This is a genomic window from Dyella kyungheensis, from assembly GCF_016905005.1.
GTDB classification, from domain to species: domain Bacteria; phylum Pseudomonadota; class Gammaproteobacteria; order Xanthomonadales; family Rhodanobacteraceae; genus Dyella; species Dyella kyungheensis.
Window position 1 is genome coordinate 610,548 of sequence record NZ_JADIKC010000007.1, and the last position, 19,551, is coordinate 630,098.

At 65.1% G+C, this 19,551-nt stretch carries 20 protein-coding genes and 1 pseudogene; 6 read left to right on the plus strand and 15 right to left on the minus strand.

Features of this window, described 5'->3' with window-relative positions; all coding sequences use genetic code 11:
- Window positions 1-52: 52 nt before the first annotated feature.
- A complete protein-coding gene (locus tag ISP20_RS17290) occupies window positions 53-721 on the plus strand; it encodes a hypothetical protein (RefSeq protein WP_204637337.1) in 669 nt (222 codons plus the stop codon).
- Between the two features lie 135 nt (window positions 722-856).
- Here the strand turns inward: ISP20_RS17290 and ISP20_RS17295 are convergent, their stop codons facing one another.
- Entirely contained in the window at window positions 857-1,354 is a 498-nt protein-coding gene (locus ISP20_RS17295; RefSeq protein WP_204637338.1) for a hypothetical protein, read from the minus strand.
- Window positions 1,355-1,415: 61 nt separating this feature from the next.
- Between ISP20_RS17295 and ISP20_RS17300 the strand changes: the two genes are divergently transcribed.
- A complete protein-coding gene (locus ISP20_RS17300) occupies window positions 1,416-2,450 on the plus strand; it encodes a hypothetical protein (RefSeq protein WP_204637339.1) in 1,035 nt (344 codons plus the stop codon).
- Between the two features lie 63 nt (window positions 2,451-2,513).
- Here the strand turns inward: ISP20_RS17300 and lpdA are convergent, their stop codons facing one another.
- From lpdA to ISP20_RS17320, 4 genes are all read right to left on the minus strand, one after another.
- Window positions 2,514-4,301, minus strand: coding sequence for a dihydrolipoyl dehydrogenase (gene lpdA / locus ISP20_RS17305; RefSeq protein ID WP_204637340.1), 1,788 nt, complete (start codon window positions 4,299-4,301; stop codon window positions 2,514-2,516).
- Between the two features lie 101 nt (window positions 4,302-4,402).
- Complete coding sequence (aceF, locus tag ISP20_RS17310; protein ID WP_204637341.1) at window positions 4,403-6,103, minus strand: dihydrolipoyllysine-residue acetyltransferase; 1,701 nt, start codon at window positions 6,101-6,103, stop codon at window positions 4,403-4,405.
- 195 nt (window positions 6,104-6,298) lie between these two features.
- Window positions 6,299-7,132 (minus strand): mechanosensitive ion channel family protein, encoded by an 834-nt coding sequence (locus ISP20_RS17315; protein WP_204637342.1) that lies wholly within the window; start codon window positions 7,130-7,132, stop codon window positions 6,299-6,301.
- Between the two features lie 139 nt (window positions 7,133-7,271).
- A complete protein-coding gene (locus ISP20_RS17320; RefSeq protein ID WP_204637343.1) occupies window positions 7,272-8,111 on the minus strand; it encodes a DUF2884 family protein in 840 nt (279 codons plus the stop codon).
- 195 nt (window positions 8,112-8,306) lie between these two features.
- Here ISP20_RS17320 and ISP20_RS17325 point away from each other — a divergent pair, with 195 nt between their 5' ends.
- The gene (locus ISP20_RS17325) at window positions 8,307-9,965 is read left to right on the plus strand and encodes an FAD-binding dehydrogenase (protein WP_204637344.1); all 1,659 of its coding nucleotides are present in this window, start codon (window positions 8,307-8,309) and stop codon (window positions 9,963-9,965) included.
- Window positions 9,962-10,987 carry a 2-dehydropantoate 2-reductase gene (locus ISP20_RS17330; RefSeq protein ID WP_204637345.1) on the plus strand — a complete coding sequence of 342 codons (1,026 nt, stop codon included), beginning with the start codon at window positions 9,962-9,964 and terminating at the stop codon, window positions 10,985-10,987. Before ISP20_RS17325 ends, ISP20_RS17330 begins: the two co-directional genes overlap by 4 nt.
- A gap of 22 nt (window positions 10,988-11,009) precedes the next feature.
- Here ISP20_RS17330 and ISP20_RS17335 read toward each other — a convergent pair whose 3' ends face one another.
- The 9 genes from ISP20_RS17335 to ISP20_RS17375 all read right to left on the minus strand — a co-directional run bounded on the left by ISP20_RS17335 (window position 11,010) and on the right by ISP20_RS17375 (window position 16,804).
- A complete protein-coding gene (locus tag ISP20_RS17335; protein ID WP_204637346.1) occupies window positions 11,010-12,230 on the minus strand; it encodes a low temperature requirement protein A in 1,221 nt (406 codons plus the stop codon).
- Between the two features lie 62 nt (window positions 12,231-12,292).
- Window positions 12,293-12,607: a DUF2845 domain-containing protein gene (locus tag ISP20_RS17340; protein WP_239535996.1), complete on the minus strand. Its 315-nt coding sequence runs from the start codon at window positions 12,605-12,607 to the stop codon at window positions 12,293-12,295.
- Between the two features lie 229 nt (window positions 12,608-12,836).
- On the minus strand, window positions 12,837-13,109 hold the full coding sequence (locus ISP20_RS17345; RefSeq protein WP_204637347.1) for a DUF2845 domain-containing protein: 273 nt from the start codon (window positions 13,107-13,109) through the stop codon (window positions 12,837-12,839).
- Window positions 13,110-13,135: 26 nt separating this feature from the next.
- Window positions 13,136-13,711, minus strand: coding sequence for a DUF924 family protein (locus tag ISP20_RS17350; RefSeq protein ID WP_204637348.1), 576 nt, complete (start codon window positions 13,709-13,711; stop codon window positions 13,136-13,138).
- A 27-nt stretch (window positions 13,712-13,738) separates the two neighbouring features.
- Window positions 13,739-14,173 (minus strand): PA2169 family four-helix-bundle protein, encoded by a 435-nt coding sequence (locus tag ISP20_RS17355; RefSeq protein WP_338031027.1) that lies wholly within the window; start codon window positions 14,171-14,173, stop codon window positions 13,739-13,741.
- A 109-nt stretch (window positions 14,174-14,282) separates the two neighbouring features.
- Complete coding sequence (locus ISP20_RS17360) at window positions 14,283-15,035, minus strand: DUF2884 family protein (protein ID WP_204637349.1); 753 nt, start codon at window positions 15,033-15,035, stop codon at window positions 14,283-14,285.
- A 68-nt stretch (window positions 15,036-15,103) separates the two neighbouring features.
- Entirely contained in the window at window positions 15,104-15,658 is a 555-nt protein-coding gene (locus ISP20_RS17365) for a hypothetical protein (protein ID WP_204637350.1), read from the minus strand.
- Window positions 15,658-16,203, minus strand: coding sequence for a peroxiredoxin (locus ISP20_RS17370; RefSeq protein ID WP_204637351.1), 546 nt, complete (start codon window positions 16,201-16,203; stop codon window positions 15,658-15,660). The genes ISP20_RS17365 and ISP20_RS17370 overlap by 1 nt, the downstream gene beginning before the upstream one ends.
- 139 nt (window positions 16,204-16,342) lie before the next feature.
- Window positions 16,343-16,804 carry a hypothetical protein gene (locus ISP20_RS17375; protein ID WP_204637352.1) on the minus strand — a complete coding sequence of 154 codons (462 nt, stop codon included), beginning with the start codon at window positions 16,802-16,804 and terminating at the stop codon, window positions 16,343-16,345.
- 346 nt (window positions 16,805-17,150) lie between these two features.
- Between ISP20_RS17375 and ISP20_RS17380 the strand changes: the two genes are divergently transcribed.
- Entirely contained in the window at window positions 17,151-17,567 is a 417-nt protein-coding gene (locus ISP20_RS17380) for a universal stress protein (protein ID WP_204637353.1), read from the plus strand.
- Between the two features lie 136 nt (window positions 17,568-17,703).
- Window positions 17,704-18,525: a ferritin family protein gene (locus ISP20_RS17385; protein WP_204637354.1), complete on the plus strand. Its 822-nt coding sequence runs from the start codon at window positions 17,704-17,706 to the stop codon at window positions 18,523-18,525.
- 893 nt (window positions 18,526-19,418) lie between these two features.
- Here ISP20_RS17385 and ISP20_RS21860 read toward each other — a convergent pair.
- Window positions 19,419-19,551 (minus strand): annotated as a pseudogene (locus ISP20_RS21860) (IS30 family transposase); the annotation flags it as partial.

Genomic DNA, 19,551 nt, shown 5'->3' on the forward strand with positions numbered 1-19,551 from the left:
CTGCGGCGCTGGCGCGTCGCGCGTTTGATGGTCCGTGATGGAAGAATTCAACATGCATTTCGAAGTCCCCAAAGTGAAGCTGCATTCGCTTCGCGAATTCGCGCAGCATTACCTGATGATCGTGCTCAGCATCCTTACCGCGCTGGGGCTGGAGCAGTGGATCGAGAGCGTGCACCACCGGCACGCGGCCGAGTACGCCAGTGCGCGGATCGAAGCCGAACTGGGCGACACGCTGCGCGACATCCAGAAAGCCATCGACGTCGATCAGGAGCATCTCAAGCCGCTGATCGCCGTCGACAAGGCGATCATCGACGACGTCCGCAGCGGCAAGTCCGACGCCGACATCAACCAGCACATCCGGCAACTGAACGACCAGGTCAAGCTCGGCATCAACTGGCCCGCCTTCAGCACGGAGGCATGGGATGTGGCGGTGGCCAACCAGTCCGCCTCCTGGATCGACGTCGAGCGCCTGCATCGCTTTGCGGCGGCCTACGCCGCGCAGCGGGACGCCGCCAGCTGGACCGCGCACAACATGACCCTGGCGCTCGATGCGCCGCGCATGGTCGACCTGCATACACGCATTGGCCTGGGCAAGGATGTCGATCCGATCGAGTTCCTCACGGTGCTGCAGCAGATGATCAACACCTCGAACGAGACCGTCGGCTATCTCGAGCAGACCTCGCTGCCGATCAAGGCTGCATTGGCGAAACAGGGACAGTAAACCCCACTTGGAAAAACGCCATGCCGCACCGTGCGGCATGGCGGTTTTTTTCATCCTGTCGCAGCCTGTTTGCAACGGGAAGCAGACAAGCTCCGATACAGCGTCGCGCAAGACTGCGCGTGTCATCGAAAGACTTCACGCATCAATCACAACTCGGCGCGACGCCACACGCGAAATGCGCAGCACGTCACAGACATCTCGTGCAGCACAAAAATGGCTTGTTTTAAGCATTTTTGCTGCATGTGCGATACATGACATGAGCCGCTTCTTCAAATCGTCGTGATGACGAAATTCACGCTCGTGACAATTTACGTCGACCTCGAAATCGCGCAACACGTTCGCGCACTTTCTGCAAAGAAGAAACTGTTGTGCCTCAACAGCTCGCATCGTTTCAAGCAATGCAACGCTCGCTGTCGAATTGCTTACAACAGCCGACGCACTATTTTTCGATTTGCAACCGCGATTTTTATGCGTTACCAAACCGGGTAGAGCACTCGCCGCCTGGCGGATTTTCGGGTGTTCGTGATCGAAACGTGATCGCTCCAACTCCTTCCGCTTGGAAGGATCAACGCAAGCGCAAGAGATTCGCTGCAACGCTCCGTTGCGGCGTGAGGGTTTGTTTTTGTCCGTCATCGGCTACCGGAATTCCCCGGAGCCGAAATCGATAGCTATTCGCGTACCAGGGAGAATAACAATGCGTGCACAAACCAAGATCGCTGTACTCGCCGGCTTGATCGCCGCCGCCTGTATTCCCGCCGTCGTTTCCGCCCAGACGGCATCCAACCACCTCGGCGCGCTGGAAGAACAGGCGCAGGCGAGCTGGCGCGAAAGCATGGCGCACATCGCCACGCCGTCGGAAGGTTGTTTCGAGGCCACCTACCCCAGCGTCATCTGGCACCAGGCCGCGTGCCATGAAGTCACTCCGCGCGTGGCACCGGTGCCGCGCTTCCGCCTGTTCAACAATGGCGCCGCGCAGACCGCCGGCAACGGCAACGACTACACGATCCAGACCACGAGCCTGATCACGCAGGCCGTGGGCAGCTTCCCGTCCGTCACCGGCGTGACCTCGGAGAGCGGCGTGGGCGTGGCTGCGTATGGCGGCGGCGGCATCCTGGGCGCGAACGAATACTCGCTGCAGATCAATTCAAGCTTCGACGACACCACCTCCGCGTGCAAGAGCCACTCCGGTTGCACGGTGTGGCAGCAGTTCGTCTATGCGCCCGACTACGAGGTGCAGGGCCAGGCGGCGGTGTTCATGCAGTACTGGCTGATCGGTTACGGCGGCACCACCTGCCCGAGCGGTTTCGGCAGTGACGGCGAAGGCGACTGCTACAAGAACAGCGCAGCGGCCACCGCACCCGATGTGCCGGCCACGCAGCTGGCGAACGTGAAGCTCACCGGCTCGGTCACCGCCGGCGGCAACGACACGGTGGTATTCACCAATGGCACCAAGGCCTATACCTCCAGCGGCAAGGACAGCGTGCTGCTGCTCGCCCAGGTGTGGAAGGTCGGCGAGTTCAACGTGGTCGGCAATGCCGGCGGTTCGGAAGCGAAGTTCAACAGCGGCTCGTCCATCACCGTCAAGCTGGCGGTGACCGACGGCTCGACGGCCGTGCCGTCGTGCGTTGCCAACTCCGGTTCCACCGGCGAGAGCAACAACCTCAACCTCGGCAGCTGCACCAAGGCGGGCGGTTCCACGCCGTACATCCAGTTCACTGAGTCGAACTGATCGCGGCATAAAAAAAGAGCCCGGGAGTTCCCGGGCTCTTTCTGCACAACGCATCTGCCGCGATTACTTTTTCTTCTTCGGCAGGTACAGATCAGTGATGGTGCCTTCGTAGACTTCGGCCGCCATGCCCACCGACTCACCCAACGTGGGATGCGGATGGATGGTGAGGCCGATATCGGCCGCCTCGGCACCCATCTCGATCGCCAGGCACAGCTCGCTGATCAGGTCGCCCGCGTGCGGACCGACGATGCCGGCACCCACGATGCGATGGGTTTCCTCGTCGAAGATCAGCTTGGTGAAGCCCTCGGTGCGATCGATGCCGATCGCGCGGCCGCTGGCTGCCCAGGGGAACTTGCCCACGCCGATCTTCAGGCCCTTTTCCTTCGCTTCGCGCTCGGTCACGCCGACCCAGGCAATTTCCGGATCGGTAAAAGCGACCGACGGAATCACCCGTGCGTCGAAATGGCTCTTCATGCCGGACACGACTTCCGCCGCCACACGCGCTTCGTGGGTGGCCTTGTGCGCCAGCATCGGCTGGCCCACCAGGTCGCCGATGGCGTAGATGTGCGGCACATTGGTGCGCATCTGCGTATCGACGTTGATGAAGCCGCGATCGGTCACGGCCACGCCGGCCTTGTCGGCGCCGATCTTGTTGCCGTTGGGCGAGCGGCCCACGGCGACCAGCACGCGGTCGAACAGCGCGGTCTCGGGAATGCTCTCGCCTTCGTAGCTGACCTCGATGCCCTTCTTGGTGGCTTTCGCTTCCACCACCTTGGTCTTCAGGTGCACGCCCTTGAGCTTCTTGGCCAGACGCTGCGCCAGCGGCTTGATCAGATCGGCATCGGCGCCGGGAATGAGCTGGTCCATGAACTCGACCACGGTCACTTCGCTGCCCAGCGCGGAATACACCGTGGCCATTTCCAGGCCGATGATGCCGCCGCCGACCACCAGCAGTTTCTTCGGTACGTCCTTCAGTTCCAGCGCGCCGGTGGAGTCGATGATGCGCTCGTCGTCCCACGGGAACGCCGGCAGGCGCACGGCCTGCGAGCCGGCCGCGATGATGGCGTTCTCGAAGCGGATCAGCTTGGTGCCTTCGGCCGTCTGGACTTCCATTTCGTTCGGCGAAACGAAGGTGCCCACGCCCTGCACGGTGCGCACCTTGCGCTGCTTGGCCATGCCGGCCAGGCCGCCGGTAAGCTTGCCGACCACCTTGGTCTTGAAGTCGCGCAGCTTGTCGAGGTCGAGCTTGGGCGCACCGAAGGTGACGCCGTGCGCGGCCATGGCCTCGGCTTCATCGATCACCGCGGCCGCATGCAACAGCGCCTTGGACGGGATGCAGCCCACGTTGAGGCAGACGCCGCCGAGCGAGGCATAGCGTTCGACCAGCACCGTATCGACGTCGAGGTCAGCGGCGCGGAAGGCGGCGGTGTAGCCGCCAGGGCCGGAGCCGAGCACGACGAGCTTGCATTCGATGTCGGGCGTGCGGCCCGAGGCGCCAGCGGCCTTCGGCGCCGGCGCAGCGGCGGGCGCGGGCGCAGGAGCAGCGGCCGGTGCCGGTGCAGCAACCTTGGGTGCCTCGGCCTTCGGCGCTTCCGCCTTGGCCGCGCCATCGGCGGCTTCCAGCACGGCGATCACCGCGCCTTCGGACACTTCATCGCCCACCTTGACCTTCAGTTCCTTGATCACGCCGGCGGCGCTCGACGGAATTTCCATCGTGGCCTTGTCCGATTCGAGCGTGACCAGGCTCTGTTCCTTGGCGACCGTGTCGCCGACTTTCACCAGCACCTCGATCACCGGCACGTTGTCGTGACCGCCGATGTCGGGGACTTTGATTTCGATGGTGCTTGCCATGGGGAATCCTTAGTTCTTTTCGCTACGCAGTGAGGACTGGCGCAAGATGGGCCCCTCACCCCGGCCCTCTCCCCGGAGGGAGAGGGAGCAACGCTCAGGCGTCAGAGCAGCAGTCGGCGGATGTCGCCCAGCTGCTGTGCGAGGAAGGAAGCGAAGCGTGCGGCGAGCGCGCCGTCGATCACGCGGTGGTCGTAGCTGAGCGACAGCGGCAGGATCAGGCGTGGCGCGAATTCCTTGCCGTTCCACACCGGCTTCATGGCCGCCTTGGACACGCCGAGGATGGCCACTTCCGGTGCGTTGACGATCGGCGTGAACGAGGTGCCGCCGATACCGCCCAGCGAGGAAATGGAGAAGCAGCCGCCCGACATGTCGTTCGGACCGAGCTTCTTGTCGCGCGCCTTCTTGGAGATCTCGCCCAGTTCGGCGGCCAGGTCCAGCAGGCCCTTCTTGTCGCAGTCGCGGATCACCGGCACCACCAGGCCATCGGGCGTGTCCACCGCGATGCCGATGTGGAAGTACTTCTTCAGGGTCAGCTTCTCGCCGGTCACATCCAGCGAGGAGTTGAACTGCGGGAATTTCTTCAGCGCGGCGACCACGGCCTTGATCTGGAACACCAGCGGGGTGACCTTCAGATCCTTGTTCTCTTCGCCGAGCTTCTTGCGGAACGCTTCCAGTTCGGTGATGTCGGCGTCTTCGTGCTGGGTGACGTGCGGGATCATCGCCCAGTTGCGCGCCAGGTTGGCACCCGAAATCTTCTGGATGCGCGACAGCGGCTTCTCTTCGATCTCGCCGAACTTGCTGAAGTCGACCTTCGGCCACGGCAGCAGGTTGAGGCCGCCGCCCGCGGCGACCGGCGCACCGCTGGGACGCGCGCCGGAGGCCAGCGCGTGCTTCACGTAACCGGTGACGTCTTCGCGCTGGATGCGGCCGCTGCGGCCCGTGCCCTTCACCTGGCGCACGTCCACGCCCAGCTCGCGCGCAAAAGCGCGGATGGCAGGGCTGGCGTACGGCGCATCGCCCGGCATCACGATGCCGGCATCGAACGGCGGACGCGCGGTGGGTGCCACGTCGCCTTCGGGCGCATTGCCCGGCAGCACGCTGCGACCGCCGACGGGTTCCGGCTTCTCCTCGACCTTCGGCGCTTCGACCTTGGCAGCCGCCGGCGCGGCAGCGGGAGCCGGCGCGGCGGCAGGTGCGCCGCCAGCGGCTTCCACCAGGGCGATCAGGCTGCCTTCGGACAGCTCATCGCCGATCTTGACCTTGATTTCCTTCACCACGCCCGCGAACGGGGCCGGCACTTCCATGGTGGCCTTGTCCGATTCCAGCGTGATCAGGCCCTGGTCCTTGGTGACGGTGTCGCCCACCTTCACCAGGATCTCGATCACCGGCACGTCTTCGCTGCCGATATCGGGCACCTTCACTTCCTGCACGCCACCGCCGCCAGCGGCAGCAGGCGCGGCGGCCGGAGCAGGTGCGGGAGCCGGCGCAGCGGGCGCGGCCTTGGCGGGCGCTTCGGCCTTGGCTGGCGCGGCAGCGGGCTTGGCGGCGGGTGCGGCGGCCTCGCCTTCGGCTTCGATGATGGCGATGAGCGTGCCTTCGGACACCTCGTCGCCCACCTTCAGCTTGATTTCCTTGACCGTGCCCGCGAACGGGGCCGGCACTTCCATGGTCGCCTTGTCCGACTCCAGCGTGACCAGTCCTTGCTCCTTGGCCACCTTGTCGCCGGGCTTCACCAGCACTTCGATTACCGGCACGTTTTCGCTGCCGATATCGGGAACGCGTGCTTCTTTAAGGTCGGCCATGGTTTCTCCTACGGATGGCGATGGCGAGCCGGCGGGGATGACGGCCGCTTAAGGTATTCAATGATAGCGAACGAGACCCCGTTCCGGACGCTTTTGGATCGTTTGAAGGCACCATTCGCATACGTATGCACTACTTTGGTCTAGCCGCCTTCCGACCCATCGCAACGGGCTCGCCCGCCGATGCATTCCACTTCGTCAGGTGGTCTGCTCCGGCAGCCGGCCCTGCTGCAGCACCATGGAGGGGGGCGGCGGCGAGAGGCTGATGCCCTCGGCCTCGAAACGCTCCTTCAGCGCACGCAGCAGGTCGGTCTGCGCGCCCCAGCCGTCGCCGCTGTTGGTATAGGCGCGCAGCACCAGCATCACGCCGGCGTCGCTGAGGCCTTCCGTCCATACGCCGGGCGCAGGATCTTTCAGGATGCGCGGATCGGCGGCGAACTGGCTGCGGATCAAGTCCATCGTCTTGCCAATGTCGTCCTTGTAGCCGATGCGCAGCTTCAGCTCGAAGCGGCGCGTGCCGCGGCGATTGAAATTGATGATCGCGTCCGAACCGATCTTGGCATTGGGCACCACCGCCTCGCGGTTGTCGGGCATGGTCAGCATCGTGTGCATCAGGCTCACCGCTTCCACCGTGCCTTCCACGCCGCCCGCCTGGATGTAGTCGCCCACGCGGAACGGGCGAAAGACGATCAACAGCACGCCCCAGGCCAGGTTGCTCAGCGAACCCTGCAAGGCCAGGCCGATGGCCAGTCCGCCGGCGCCCAGCGCCGCCACCAGCGGCGCCGACGGCACGCCGGCCTGCTGCAGCGCCATCACGATCAGCATCGCGATCAGCACGCCGTAGATGAGATTGCGCAGGAAGCCGCTCAGCGTCATGTCGACATTCGCCCGCTGCATGGCGCGCTGCGCGATATTGGCCACGCGCGCCGCCAGCCACAGGCCGATCAACAGCATCAGGAGGGCCAGGCCGATATTGATCAGCGTGGCGATGGTGGCTTCGGAAAGCGGCAGACGGGCCAGGAGATCGTGCATGGAGGGCGGTTCTCGCAAGGAAAAAACCCCGCGAGCCTAGCAACCCATGGATCAAGGTTCCGTTGCGTGCACGCATAAAGCGACCGCGCCGGGGGAGCCGACGCGGCCGAAGGTCGAGCAGGGGAGCTCCGACGTAAGATCAGTGCGCGGATTCGCCTCCGCCGGCGCGCGCACTGTCCGTGGCTGGTGTCAGCTTCTTGTTGTTGGTTTTGTTGTCGTACGCCAGCAGTTGCAGGCGCGAGCCGTCCTGCAGGCGAAATTGGAACTGCCGTTGCAGGGCGTCGAGCGAGCTGAGCCGCGGGCACAAGGCTTCCGCGCGCTTGTCCAGTTCGTTCGCCCGCTTGTTCACTTCGCGGTCGATGCTCTTGTCGAGCGAATCGGCGCGGGCCTCCAGCGCGGCCACCTTGCTCTGGTCGCCCGAGAGCGCCGCGGATACCGCCTGCCCCGCCACCTTGGAAACCAGGTCGGACACGGAATCCTCGACGCTCTTCTCCACCACCGCCTCCATGTCGTCCGATTTCCACACGCCCTGGCCCAGGCCTGCGTCGAGGCGTGCCAGCGCCTGCTGATGGTTTTCATCGAGACGTCCCACCATGCGGCGGCGCTCGTCGTCGTTCTCGGCGAAGGTCATCAGCACGGTGCGCATCGCGGCGAAACCGATGTTCACGCCTTCGCGCGCAATGCCGGCCACTTCCGGCAACAGCTGGCGGACCTGCTGCTCGTAGTCGCGCAGGCGGGTCGCGTCCTCGCTGTTCACCGCGACCTCGCGGTCATTCACGCGCAGGTGACCGTCATGCATGAACACGTCGACCGGCTGACCCGCGTCGCGATGGAAACCGATGCCGCTGGGCATGACCTGCACGTCGTAGGCGGTGGAATAGCCGCAATGCCCGTCATGCACCTGGAAATCGTGCGCATGCAGCGAACCGCCCAGCGTCAGTCCCGCCGCCATCGCGCAAGCCATCATGGTGATACGCATGCCCCGCCCCTCCGTGCGCCACCTCCGTGGCCCTCGAAAGCCACGATGCGGCACAGCATGGTTTTCCGGCATGGGCCTGTGGTCATGCCGTGCCACCAGTCACCCGAGACTTCTGGGCTATGACGCAGCGCGCATAGGAATGCTCTCGCCATCACGCTAAGTTCGGGAACGCAAATCGCCACGGGGAGGCGGGGAATGCGGGATGGGTGCGATGTGGTCGTGGTGGGAGCCGGCCTCGCCGGGCTGGTGGCCGCCACGGAGCTGGCCGATGCCGGCAAGCGCGTGCTGGTGCTGGAACAGGAACCGGAACAAAGCCTGGGGGGGCAAGCGTTCTGGTCGTTCGGCGGATTGTTCTTCGTCGACTCGCCGGAACAACGGCGCATGGGCGTGCGCGATTCGCATGCACTGGCGCTGGCGGACTGGATGGGCACCGCCGCGTTCGACCGCGCGGAAGATCATTGGCCGCGCCGTTGGGCCGAGGCGTACGTGGATTTCGCCGCGGGCGAGAAACGCGCCTGGCTGCATGCGATGGGCATGCGCTGGTTTCCGGTGGTGGGCTGGGCCGAACGCGGTGGCCACGGTTCCATCGGCCACGGCAATTCGGTGCCGCGCTTTCACGTGACCTGGGGCACCGGTCCGGGCGTGATCGAGCCGTTCGTGCGGCGCGCCCGCGAGGCGCAGGCGAAAGGCCTGCTGCAGTTCGGCTTCCGTCATCGCGTGGATGAACTGATCGTGGAAGGCGGCGCCGTGGTCGGCGTGCGCGGCAGCGTGCTGGCCGCCGACGGCATGGAACGCGGCAAGCCGAGTTCGCGCGATGTGCTGCACGGCTTCGAGCAACGCGCGCAAGCGGTGATCGTGGCCTCGGGCGGCATCGGCGGCAACCACGCGCTGGTGCGCAGGAACTGGCCGGAGCGGCTGGGTCCGGCGCCCACGCACATGTTGTGCGGCGTGCCCGCGCATGTGGACGGCCGCATGCTGGGCATCAGCGAAAACGCCGGCGCGCGGCTGATCAATCGCGACCGCATGTGGCATTACGTGGAAGGCATCGAGAACTGGAATCCGATCTGGCCCAAGCATGCGATCCGCATTCTTCCGGGTCCGTCGTCGTTCTGGTTCGACGCGACAGGCAAGCGGCTGCCCGGTCCGCTGTGGCCCGGTTTCGACACGCTCGGCACGTTGGAGCATCTGCGCGGCACCGGTCACGACTACAGCTGGTTCATCCTCGACCAGCAGATCATCCGCCGCGAATTCGCCTTGTCGGGCTCGGAACAGAATCCCGATCTCACCGGCAAGAGCTGGCGCCAGGTCGCCAAGCGCGCAATCGGCAAGGGCGCGCCCGCGCCCGTGGAAGCGTTCAAGCAACACGGCCGCGACTTCATCGTGCGCGATACGCTGGAGGAACTCGTCGCCGGCATGAATGCGCTGGCCGGCAACACGCTGCTCGATGTCGCGCATATTCGCCGGGAAATCGAAGCACGCGACCGTCAGTTCGACAACCCGTACACGAAGGACGGCCAGGTGATGGCCATCCACAACGCGCGTCGCTATCGCGGCGACAAGCTGGTGCGCGTGGCCAAGCCGCACCGCCTGCTCGATCCGGCGAACGGCCCGTTGATCGCGGTGCGCCTGAACATCCTCACGCGCAAGACGCTGGGCGGCCTGGAAACCGATCTCGATGCACGCGTGCTCGGCCACGATAGCCAACCGATGCCCGGCCTCTATGCCGTGGGCGAGGCGGCCGGTTTCGGCGGCGGCGGCCTGCATGGCTATCGCGCACTGGAAGGCAGTTTCCTCGGTGGTTGCCTGTTTTCCGGTCGTATCGCGGGTCGTGCTGCGGCCAAGGCGATCGCATGAGCGTGCATGCCCTGCCTCGCATCGCCATCTATGGCGCCGGCAGCGTGGGCGGCTATCTCGGCGCCCGGCTGCACGACAACGCACGCATCACCTGCATAGGCCGACGCCGCGTGATCGACGCGTGGCGCATCCATGGCGGACTGGACTGGAGCGACCTGCAAGGCGGCCATGAACACGTGGCCACGCGCGACGTGGAGCTGCAGGTCGATCCCTTCGCGGCCGCCAAGGCGCATCTGGTGCTGGTGACGGTGAAGTCGTCGGCCACCGAAACGGTGGCGCGCGAGTTGGCGGAAGTCATCGCGCCTGGCGTACCCGTGGTGAGTTTCCAGAACGGCCTGCACAACGCGGCGACGTTGCGCGAAGCGCTGCCCGGTCATCCGGTGCTCGCCGGGATGGTGCCGTTCAACGTGCTGCAACGCATTCCCGGCGACTTCCACCAGGGTTCCGCGGGCGAGTTGATGGTCGAGGCGCACGAATCGTTGGCGGCATTCCTGCCCGTGTTCGAAGCCTCGGGCCTGCCGCTGACGGCGCGCAGCGACATGCCGGCCGTGCTGGCAGCCAAGCTGCTGCTCAACCTCAACAACGCACTGAACGCGCTGTCCGACCTGCCCTTGAAGGACGAACTCTCGCAGCGCGACTGGCGCCGCTGCCTGGCGTTGGCGCAACGCGAGGCGCTGGCCGTATTCGCGGCAGCGGACATTCATCCGGCCAAGCTCACCCCGCTGCCGCCGCAGTGGCTGCCGCGCGTGCTGGATATGCCGGATGCGTGGTTCAAGCGGCTCGCGTCGCGGCTGCTGGCGATCGATCCGGTGGCGCGTTCTTCGATGTGGGAGGACCTGGAACGAGGCCGCCCCACCGAGGTCGATGCGATCAACGGCGAGGTCGTACGGCTGGCGGCGCAACATCGCGTACCCGCACCGGTGAACGAACGTCTCGTGCAATTGATCCATGAGGCCGAACAGACGCGGCGCGCATGGAGTGCCCGGGAAATGCTCGATCAACTGCATCCAGGCGCCGTATAGGAACGCACGCGTGAGACGCCGATCACTCGTCGGCGGTGCTGTAAAGCTCGCGCCGCAGTTTACGTAAGGACACCGTTTCCCACGCCGCCACCACCACCAGGATCAGGGTGGTGACTGCGGTCAGCGTCGCCACCGATATCGACAGTGCCGGCCAGATCAACACGACCAGCGCGCCCAGCCCCGCCAGATGCGAGAGCGGCAGGTTGGTATGGTTGACCGTCTGCTTGAACAGCGCATTGCCCAGCAGATAGAGCGCCGGACCGCCGAGCAACACGGCGATCTGCGCGGTTTCCGCGATGGCGTGCGGATGCCCCAGGCTCAGCTCGTCGCCCACGGCACAAGCCACGATGCCGGCGACGATCAGCAGATGCAGATAGGTGTAGCCCAATCGCGCCGTGCGGCCCGGATCATCCGATTCGCGGATCGAGCGACTGCCCCGTTCCACCCCGATGTCGAAATAGATCCACCACATCGCCACGCAGCCGATGAAGGCCGAGACAAAGGCCAGCCACACGTCCGCCGTGCGCGCGCTTTCGGCAAAGGTACTGCCCATCACCACCACCGATTCGCCCAGCGCGATGATCACGAACAGGCTGCAGCGCTCCGCCAGATGCCCGCCTTCGACATCCCATTCGCGCGTGTTGGAACCCCCCAGTCCCGGCACATAGAAAAACGCCGCCGGCCCGAGGTATTCGATGCCAAGGGCCAGCGCCCACCAGGCCAGGCGCGCTTCGCTCGTCGCCAAGCCTCCCACCACCCACAGCACACCCGCCACCGCAAACCACAGCGTGATGCGATAGAAGTTGAGGCGCGCGGCCGGTGGCGAATCACGCAGTGCCCATACCATGAACAGCGAGCGTCCCACCTGCATCGACGCATACGCGACGGCGAACAACAGGGCATGGCCGTCGAACGCTTCCGGCAACGCCACCGACAACAGCAGGCCGCCAAACATCAGCGCCAGCACCAGCAGGCGTACGGCAAAGCGGTCGGGATCGAGCCAGTTGGTGATCCAGCCGGTGAAGATCCACACCCACCACACGGCCAGGAACAACAGCAGCACATGCAGCGCGCCCAGCACGCTCAAATCGCCCAGCAACGTGTGCGAGAGCTGCGTCACCGCGTAGACGAACACCAGGTCGAAGAACAGCTCGATATTGGTGACCTTGCCGTGCATCCCGGGCTGGCGCGGACGCAGCAGGTTGTTCGAGTGGCTTGCTGCGCTGACCGTGGTCTCGGGCATGGCGCGATCTCCGTGGCGTCGCGCTCCTTATCGCACAGGGGGCAGCCCTGCCGCCACGGCGATCAGCTGCCGTCGTCGCGGATGGAGGCCACTTTGCCGTCGGCCACCACGATGGTCACGATGCGGCGCCCCTGCCGGTACTGCCATTGCTCGCCACCCGCTGACGACGACCGGTGGCCACCCTTGCGCCTCCTGCCGTGACTGCCTGAGGCCGGCTTGGCGTGCGAGCGGTACGCCGGCTTGCCCAGCAACTCCACGACTCGCGCGGCGCTGTCGCCCACCACCAGCACCTGGCTGCCCACGCGCAGCGTTCCACTGCCGGCGTGGGCGAGGCAGGTCATCGACAGACCAAGCAACAGAACAACGAGACTGCGCATCGCCAGCACCTCTTCCCCACCCGTTTGACGCGTGGGAGCAGGTTAGTGATGCGATGGTCCAAGCCGCGATGCGTTCGCAGCCGCGCCGACATGTCGGCAGCACTCGCGCAAGTTCGTCAAGCATCCTCAGTCCATGTGAGAGCGCACTTGTGCGCGACGGGTATGGCCCCAGTCGCGCACAAGTGCGCTCCCACAAGGGAGTCGCGACATTTGAATCCGGATGCAGCGATCAGCGCGAGCGATCGGCGATGTCCGACACCCTGCCGTTGACGATGGTGATGATGACCACCCGCCCGTCGTCGCGCAGGTATTGCCACCGCTCGCCCTGGTAGCCGCCGAAATCGCTCTCCACCGGTTCCTTGAAGTCCGGCTTGCCCATCAACTGCATGGCACGCACGGCGCTGTCGCCCACGGTCAGTACCTCGCTGCCGACACGATAGGTGTTGGAGGCATAGGCGGAAGCGCTCAGCAGGAGCAAGGCAAGCAGGAGATAGCGGCGCATGATGAACTCCGTGTCGTCGGTGACGCTTAGAAACCCGCGCCCGGGGTCGCGAGATAGGCCTGCTCCGCAGGTGTATCGGTACGGCCAAGGACGGCGTTGCGGTGGGGAAACCTGCCGAACCGCGCGATCACATCGTGGTGTCGACGGGCGTAATCGAGGTAGTTCTGGAAACGCGGACGCTGCGCTTCCGGCTGACACGCCAGCAGCCGTTCGAACAGGCGCACGCAGTGCTGCTGCAGCACCGGGCTCTCGGCGTGTTCGAGCGGCATATAGGCAAACACCCGCTGCATCGGCGCCAGGCGCTGGTCGTATCCCTGCGCGATGCCATCGAGCGCCAGCACCTGGGTGTCGGGATCGCCGGCCCATGCACGGGCATCGTGGCGGTAGAGATTGCGGCTGAACTGGTCGCGCACGATCAGCAGCGCCAGCCAGCCTTCGGGGGTTTCGGCCCAGCCATCGAGATCGCCGCGCAGGGCAGCTTCCAGCGTGTCGCCGAAGCGCTTGCCGATGGCGGCATCGAAGGCGTCGTTACGCTCGTACCAGAGCGCTTCGGAGTCGCTGTCGAACCAGAAATCCAGCACGTCCGCAGGAGTCGACGGCACACGCGATCCTCATCGATGGGTCGCCGGTCAACCGTGGGTGGTGCCGGCCAGGCAGTGCATATCCTTATGGATGCCATGCAGCCGCGACAACTGGACTCTCAGCACACGCGCCGAGTCGTCCGAGGCCTGCGCCATCTGTTGCTCGAAGCTGTTCAGCAGCGCGCACTCGTTGCGTGCGAGATAGTGGATCCAGGCCGAATCGCGGTTGGACGCCATGCCCGTGACCATTTCGGCCAGCGCGCTGCGCACCGCGCCGGCCAGCGTGCCATGGCGCGCCGGGGTGGAGCCGGTGGCATGCACCTGGGCCTGCAGATCGCCGATCAGGGTGTCGAGGGTGTGCAGGTTCTCTGCCAATAGCGCCTGCAGCCCGGGCTCACGCACCTGGGCCAGCGCCCGACGGTACATGTCCCGGTCATCGATGCCCTGTCGAATGAGAGCGTTGTATTGCGGTGTACGCGACACGAAGTCGCCTCCTGACGGCCAAATACGACTGCGGGTGCCATCCTCTGCCCTTGCCACTTAGCGGGAGGTTAATCGCGGGTACTCAGGGAAATCCTGCTCAGCCCCGGTTTTACTGGCCCACCTCGAGCAAATTCAGCGGTTGGCCGCCCGCCCCGCGAATGCCCTGCTGCAATTCGGCCAACCGCTGGACGGCGGGACACAAGGCCTGGATCTGTGGCGCCAGGGCCTGCATGCGCTGCTCCAGGCGGGGCCGCAGCTGGGTGGTGAGGTCCGAGGCGGTGTCCCGCAGGCTGGCCGCGGCCTGCAGATCGCCGGTCATGGCGGCATTCACGGCCTGCTGGCCGAGGTCGTTCGCCAGCAGGGGCATCAGGTCCGAGGCCAGCTGATTGGCGTACTGGTCGGCCAGATTGCCCTGCCAGTCGCGGGTACTGTTGCTGGCGGCGAGGCGCTGCTTGAGTTCCGTGGCACGGGCCGCGACGCGGCGGTCCAGCTCCGTCCGGGTGGCGGGATCGAGCGACAGGCGGCCGCCTTCGTCGTGCATGGCCGCTGCCAGCATATCCACGCCGTTGGATGCGACCGCCTTCGCCCGTGGCGCCAGGGCACGCAATTCGCGTTCGAACAGCGCCAGGCGGTCCTGCTCGTCTGCGCGCAGGGTCACGCTGGTGCCGTCGGTGCGCAGGTTGCCGTCACGCAGCTCGACCTGGCGCGGCAGCGGTTGCGGCCGGTCGAACTGGAGGCGATTGGGCGCGATGGTCAGGTCGTAGCTGCTGGTGGCATGGCAGGTGGTCGCCAGATCCTGGGCTTGCGCGGCCGCGCAGGCCAGCGCGAGGGAAACGGATATCGACAGGCGGCGCAGGAGCATGGGAATGAACCGGAGGAAACGATGCCGCAGCGATAACCCGCGCTGCGGCAACCGCACCTGAATCGAACTCAGCGCAGCTTGCGGAACTGCGCGCGCGTCTGCGGCTGTCCCAGCCACCAGGCCAGCCACAGCAACACCGGGATGCAGGCGATCTTGATGCCCAGGGCCATCAGGAAGGAGCGGCGCATATGCGCGAGCGCCATCTGCGATGCCGGGTCCAACGCATCCTGCGCGTTGGTCAGCGCCACCGCCTGGCTGAATTCGCGCCAGTGCGCAAACAGCAGCACGCCGCCCACCAGTCCCCAACCCACCGCCAGCAGCACGCTGGCCGCCTGCAGCGACACACGCGCCCAGGCCTGGCGAAGAATGGCGCCCGCGCAGATCACCACCAGGGCGAACGAGGCGACGAAATACACCACGTCCCAGGCGAGCATCTTTTGCAGCTGGGTGATGTCCTCAGCATTGGACGCCGGCAGCGGGTGCAGCGTGCGCCACACCTGCTGAGCGTGCAGCAGATATTGCAGACAGCCATACGCCGCCAGCAGCAGAATCAGCCACACCACGATGCGCCACAAGGTAAAACCGTCGCGGCGGCCGCTTTCCACACGCGCCATCAGCGGCATCAGTGCGACGCCTTCAGCGTGGCCAGATCCGCCAGCACCTGGGCGGAGTTCTTCTCCGGATCCACGTCCTGGTACACCTTCGCGATCTTGCCCTGCGGATCGATCAGGAAGGTGGTGCGACGGGCGTACTTGAAGCCCACCTTGGAAGCGAGCACGCCGTACGTCTGCGCCGTGCTGCTGTCGGCATCGGAAAGCAGCGGGAACGGCACGTGGTACTTGGCGGCAAAGTCGGCATGCGACTTCACATCGTCCAGGCTCACGCCGAGCACGTCGGCACCTTGCTGGCGCAGCTTGGCGACGTCGTCGCGGAACGCGCAGACCTGCGCGGTGCAACCGGGGGTGAAGTCCTTGGGATAGAAATACAGCACCACCCAGCGACCCTGGTGATCGGCGGGCGTGTGCCACTTGCCGTTCTGGTCCTGCAGGCGGAACGCGGGCGCCGCCTGCCCCACCTGCGGCAGCGCGGATGCGGGTTCGTCGGCATAGGCGGGAGCCAGCAGCCCCAACAGAAGACTCAACATCAACAGCAGCGAGAGGCGGCGCATGGGTCACTCCGGATCGAAAAGCAGAGTGTACGCGCAAGAACCTGTTCAAGCTCTCCGCTTAAACCGCGCCCGGTTGGAACAGGTCCCTAAAACAAAGGGCGCCATGCGGCGCCCTCTGCAGACTCGAACCAGCAGGCGGTTACTCCGCCTTGGTGATGGTGAACTGACCCACGGAGACACCGAGGTTGATGCCCTCGCCGCTGCCGTGCAGCGCCAGCGACACCGTGCCCTTGGTCAGCACCTGGGCCTCGCCCGTCTTCACCACGCCCGCCTCGGCACCGGCCTGCGCGTAGTCGCCGAACACGTCCTTGATGCCATGCACGTGGGTGATGTCACCCTTGCCGTTGTCGATGTGGTATTTGCCTGCCGTCAAGCCACCGCCATTCAACGAGATCTTCACCTTGGCACGCTCGCCGTTGCTGCACACCACGGTGCCGCTGCCGGATGCGTGCTTGTAGATCGCCGACCAACCGGAAAGGCTGAAGGATAGATCGCACTTCACTTCGGCATCTGCCGCGCGGGCCGTGGAAACCGGTGCCGCCGACATCGCGCCAGCACAAGCCAGAACCAGAGCTGCCATACCCATCGAACGCTTGATCATCTTCATCTCCTTGCTGTGAATGAGAACGTTGGACAACGCCTGCCACCGGGGTGAGCGAAGTGCTTGCACATGTCCGCCGTAGCCCCTCCATCGTCGGCAGTTCCCGTGAACGCAATGTGCAAATCGCTGCACGCTTCGTTAACGGCTTGATCCAGGACGCGCTCGAAAGGCAGCAAAAAGCTTGTCGCACCCGCAGCTTGCGCGGCGAACAACAACCGTGCATCGGGCACCGCTTGTGTGTGGAGCGCCACCCGTAGCGCCCGCATGCGCCGAGGATTAGGCTGGCAGCGAGACTCGGAAAAGACGGCTCGGACATCCCATACCTGCCGCGGCAAGAGGTAAGCGCATGCTCAAGTATTCGCTGGTCGGCTATGACGGCTCCGCCACCTCGCAGCGCGCCGTTCGTTTTGCCGTGCAACTCGCGCAGGCATCCGGCGGCCGGGTGCGGGTGGTGTCCGTCCTGCAGGTCACCGAAGGCAGTGCCGACACCTGCCCCTTGATGATGACCGACCAGGGCGGCAAGCGTTGCTCCCAGTTGCTCGAAGAAGTGAAAGAACTTGTGCCGGGCTCGGCTTCGTTGATCGACGCCGAAGTGGTGCGCGGCAGCCCGGGCGACGTGCTGCTGGAACAGGTGCGCAGCCATGGCATCGATCACGTCGTGATCGGCCACACCGAACGCGGCGCGCTGGCGCGTTGGCTGCTGGGCTCGGTCTCCAGCGACGTGCTGGAACGGGCCCATGTGCCCGTGACCGTGGTGCGTTGAGCCGGCCAAGCGGCTCGCGAGTCGGCGCTCGTTAATCCCACGTCGTCGTCTCGTCGTATGCTGTCACACGAACGTCATGCCAGGCTGGCGCCGCCCCGCGTCGAGCCAGCCCGTTGCCCCGTACAGGAATGACCGCGTGAGCTATACCCAATCGTTGCCCTGGACCCTGGAAAGCCTGGATTTCAGTCGGATCGACATTCCGCGTGTGCGCCAAAACGAAGACCTGTTCTTTCTGCTATGCAGTTCGTCGTTCGTGGAGAGCGGCTCGGATCTGTATACGCACAATCTGGTCGAGCACTTCGCCGGCGACGAAGCCCTGCAGACCTGGTTGAGCCAGCACTGGGAACACGAGGAACTGCAGCATGGCCGCGCCCTCGCCGCCTACGTGAAAGCGGTATGGCCGGAATTCGACTGGGACAAAGGCTTCGCAGCGTTCTGGGCCGAGTACGGCGCGGTGTGCACATCCGAACAACTGGAAACCAGCCGCGGCCTGGAACTGGCCGCGCGCTGCGTGGTGGAAACAGGCACCGCCAGCCTCTACCGCGCACTCAACGACATCACCGATGAACCCGTGCTCAAGCAACTCACCGGCCACATCAAGAGCGACGAAGTGCGCCACTACAAGCACTTCTACCAGCACTACAGGATCTATCGCGAACGCGAAGGCTTCGGCCGCTACAAGGTGTTCCGCGCGATCCTGCGCCGGGTCAACGAGATCCGCAGCGAAGACAGCGACATCGCACTGCGCCACGTGTTCGACCAGTGCTATCCGCAGCACAAGGACAACCAGGCAGAGTTCAAGCGCATCACCGGGCGGGCGCAGGATCTGCTGCGGAGGAATATTCCCGCGGAGATGACGGTGAAGATGTTGCTCAAGCCGCTGGAATTGCCGCCGCGTTTGCAGAACGCGATGGAGAAGCCGCTGGCGAAGTTGGCGGAGAAGTTGTTTCTTAACTGAACTGCATGGGGCTCGCTTTTTAGCTCGTCATTCCGGCGCGAGCCGGAAGCGCTGTTCAACAGCCGAATGGCTGGTCATCGAGTTTCGTCAATCTTCGGTTGTGGTCATACCGCGATCAGGCCGCTTACGCAGCGGGCGTTTCGAACGGCTGCCGCCGCTCGAGTCACTTTTCTTTGCTGGCCCACGCATGCGCAGGAGCGCATGCGAACGGCGAAGCCGGCCCGAAGGGCGAAGGGCAGGATGCCCGGAGTAAAGAAAAGTAACCCAAAGAAATGGCCTTTAAAGCTGGCAGCATCGTGTTGAATCCGAGCACGAACGGTTGAGGCGCGTCCCACCGGATCTCCATGGGAGGGTACCCCAGGGGTACTTCAATGCGCTGCGCAACGCGCCCGAATCGCTGAGGACTTAAAGCGGAGGCTCGCTGCGCATCGCCCATGGCTTGTCTTCGCGATGCACCCCACTTGTCCCTCTCCCCGCCGGGGAGAGGGCCGGGGTGAGGGGCGGGTGCTCGCGGAAACGTCTGGTTTTTTCTGTGGGAGCGCACCCTGTGCGCGATAGTCACGCTGGGATGTACCGCTCCGTCGGTTTGTCGCGCACAGGGTGCGCTCCCACAGTAGATCTGCAGCTCTTGGCTCTTGGCTCTTGGCTCTTGGCTCTTGGCTCTTGGCTCTTGGCTCTTGGCTCTTGGCTCTTGGCTCTTGGCTCTTGGGGTCCCCGTATGACGCGGCGGGTGGGTGGAGGAAAGCCCGAAGGGTGTCCCGCATGGATGCGGGCCAGTTTTTCGCCAGGGCAGGATGCCCTGTCGAAAAACCCCGCAACCCACCCGCGCACCTGGAGGGCCGTAGGCCCGGAAGGCGCGTCATCCGGGGGGCCCTTCTCTTTGGTTGGCGGTGTCAATCTAGAAGTGCATCATCGATCGCTTGGGCGAGGTCATCGCGCCCCAGCGCACGCATGAACATCTCCGCCGGACAGTGGTAGTCGAGGGTGGCCCGCGGTCGCAGATTCATCTCCCGCGCAATCGCATCG

Bases quoted from the DNA above. Each gene is read 5' to 3' on its own strand.
- ISP20_RS17365 (WP_204637350.1), bottom strand. From the start codon at position 15,658: ATGCCGCTGATGGCGCGTGTGGAAAGCGGCCGCCGCGACGGTTTTACC.
- ISP20_RS17320 (WP_204637343.1), bottom strand. From the start codon at position 8,111: ATGCGTATCACCATGATGGCTTGCGCGATGGCGGCGGGACTGACGCTG.
- ISP20_RS17345 (WP_204637347.1), bottom strand. From the start codon at position 13,109: ATGCGCCGCTATCTCCTGCTTGCCTTGCTCCTGCTGAGCGCTTCCGCC.
- ISP20_RS17300 (WP_204637339.1), top strand. From the start codon at position 1,416: ATGCGTGCACAAACCAAGATCGCTGTACTCGCCGGCTTGATCGCCGCC.
- ISP20_RS17325 (WP_204637344.1), top strand. From the start codon at position 8,307: ATGCGGGATGGGTGCGATGTGGTCGTGGTGGGAGCCGGCCTCGCCGGG.
- ISP20_RS17360 (WP_204637349.1), bottom strand. From the start codon at position 15,035: ATGCTCCTGCGCCGCCTGTCGATATCCGTTTCCCTCGCGCTGGCCTGC.
- ISP20_RS17295 (WP_204637338.1), bottom strand. From the start codon at position 1,354: ATGACGGACAAAAACAAACCCTCACGCCGCAACGGAGCGTTGCAGCGA.
- ISP20_RS17315 (WP_204637342.1), bottom strand. From the start codon at position 7,132: ATGCACGATCTCCTGGCCCGTCTGCCGCTTTCCGAAGCCACCATCGCC.
- aceF (WP_204637341.1), bottom strand. From the start codon at position 6,103: ATGGCCGACCTTAAAGAAGCACGCGTTCCCGATATCGGCAGCGAAAAC.
- ISP20_RS17340 (WP_239535996.1), bottom strand. From the start codon at position 12,607: ATGCGCAGTCTCGTTGTTCTGTTGCTTGGTCTGTCGATGACCTGCCTC.
- lpdA (WP_204637340.1), bottom strand. From the start codon at position 4,301: ATGGCAAGCACCATCGAAATCAAAGTCCCCGACATCGGCGGTCACGAC.
- ISP20_RS17370 (WP_204637351.1), bottom strand. From the start codon at position 16,203: ATGCGCCGCCTCTCGCTGCTGTTGATGTTGAGTCTTCTGTTGGGGCTG.
- ISP20_RS17380 (WP_204637353.1), top strand. From the start codon at position 17,151: ATGCTCAAGTATTCGCTGGTCGGCTATGACGGCTCCGCCACCTCGCAG.
- ISP20_RS17375 (WP_204637352.1), bottom strand. From the start codon at position 16,804: ATGATCAAGCGTTCGATGGGTATGGCAGCTCTGGTTCTGGCTTGTGCT.
- ISP20_RS17335 (WP_204637346.1), bottom strand. From the start codon at position 12,230: ATGCCCGAGACCACGGTCAGCGCAGCAAGCCACTCGAACAACCTGCTG.
- ISP20_RS17330 (WP_204637345.1), top strand. From the start codon at position 9,962: ATGAGCGTGCATGCCCTGCCTCGCATCGCCATCTATGGCGCCGGCAGC.
- ISP20_RS17290 (WP_204637337.1), top strand. From the start codon at position 53: ATGCATTTCGAAGTCCCCAAAGTGAAGCTGCATTCGCTTCGCGAATTC.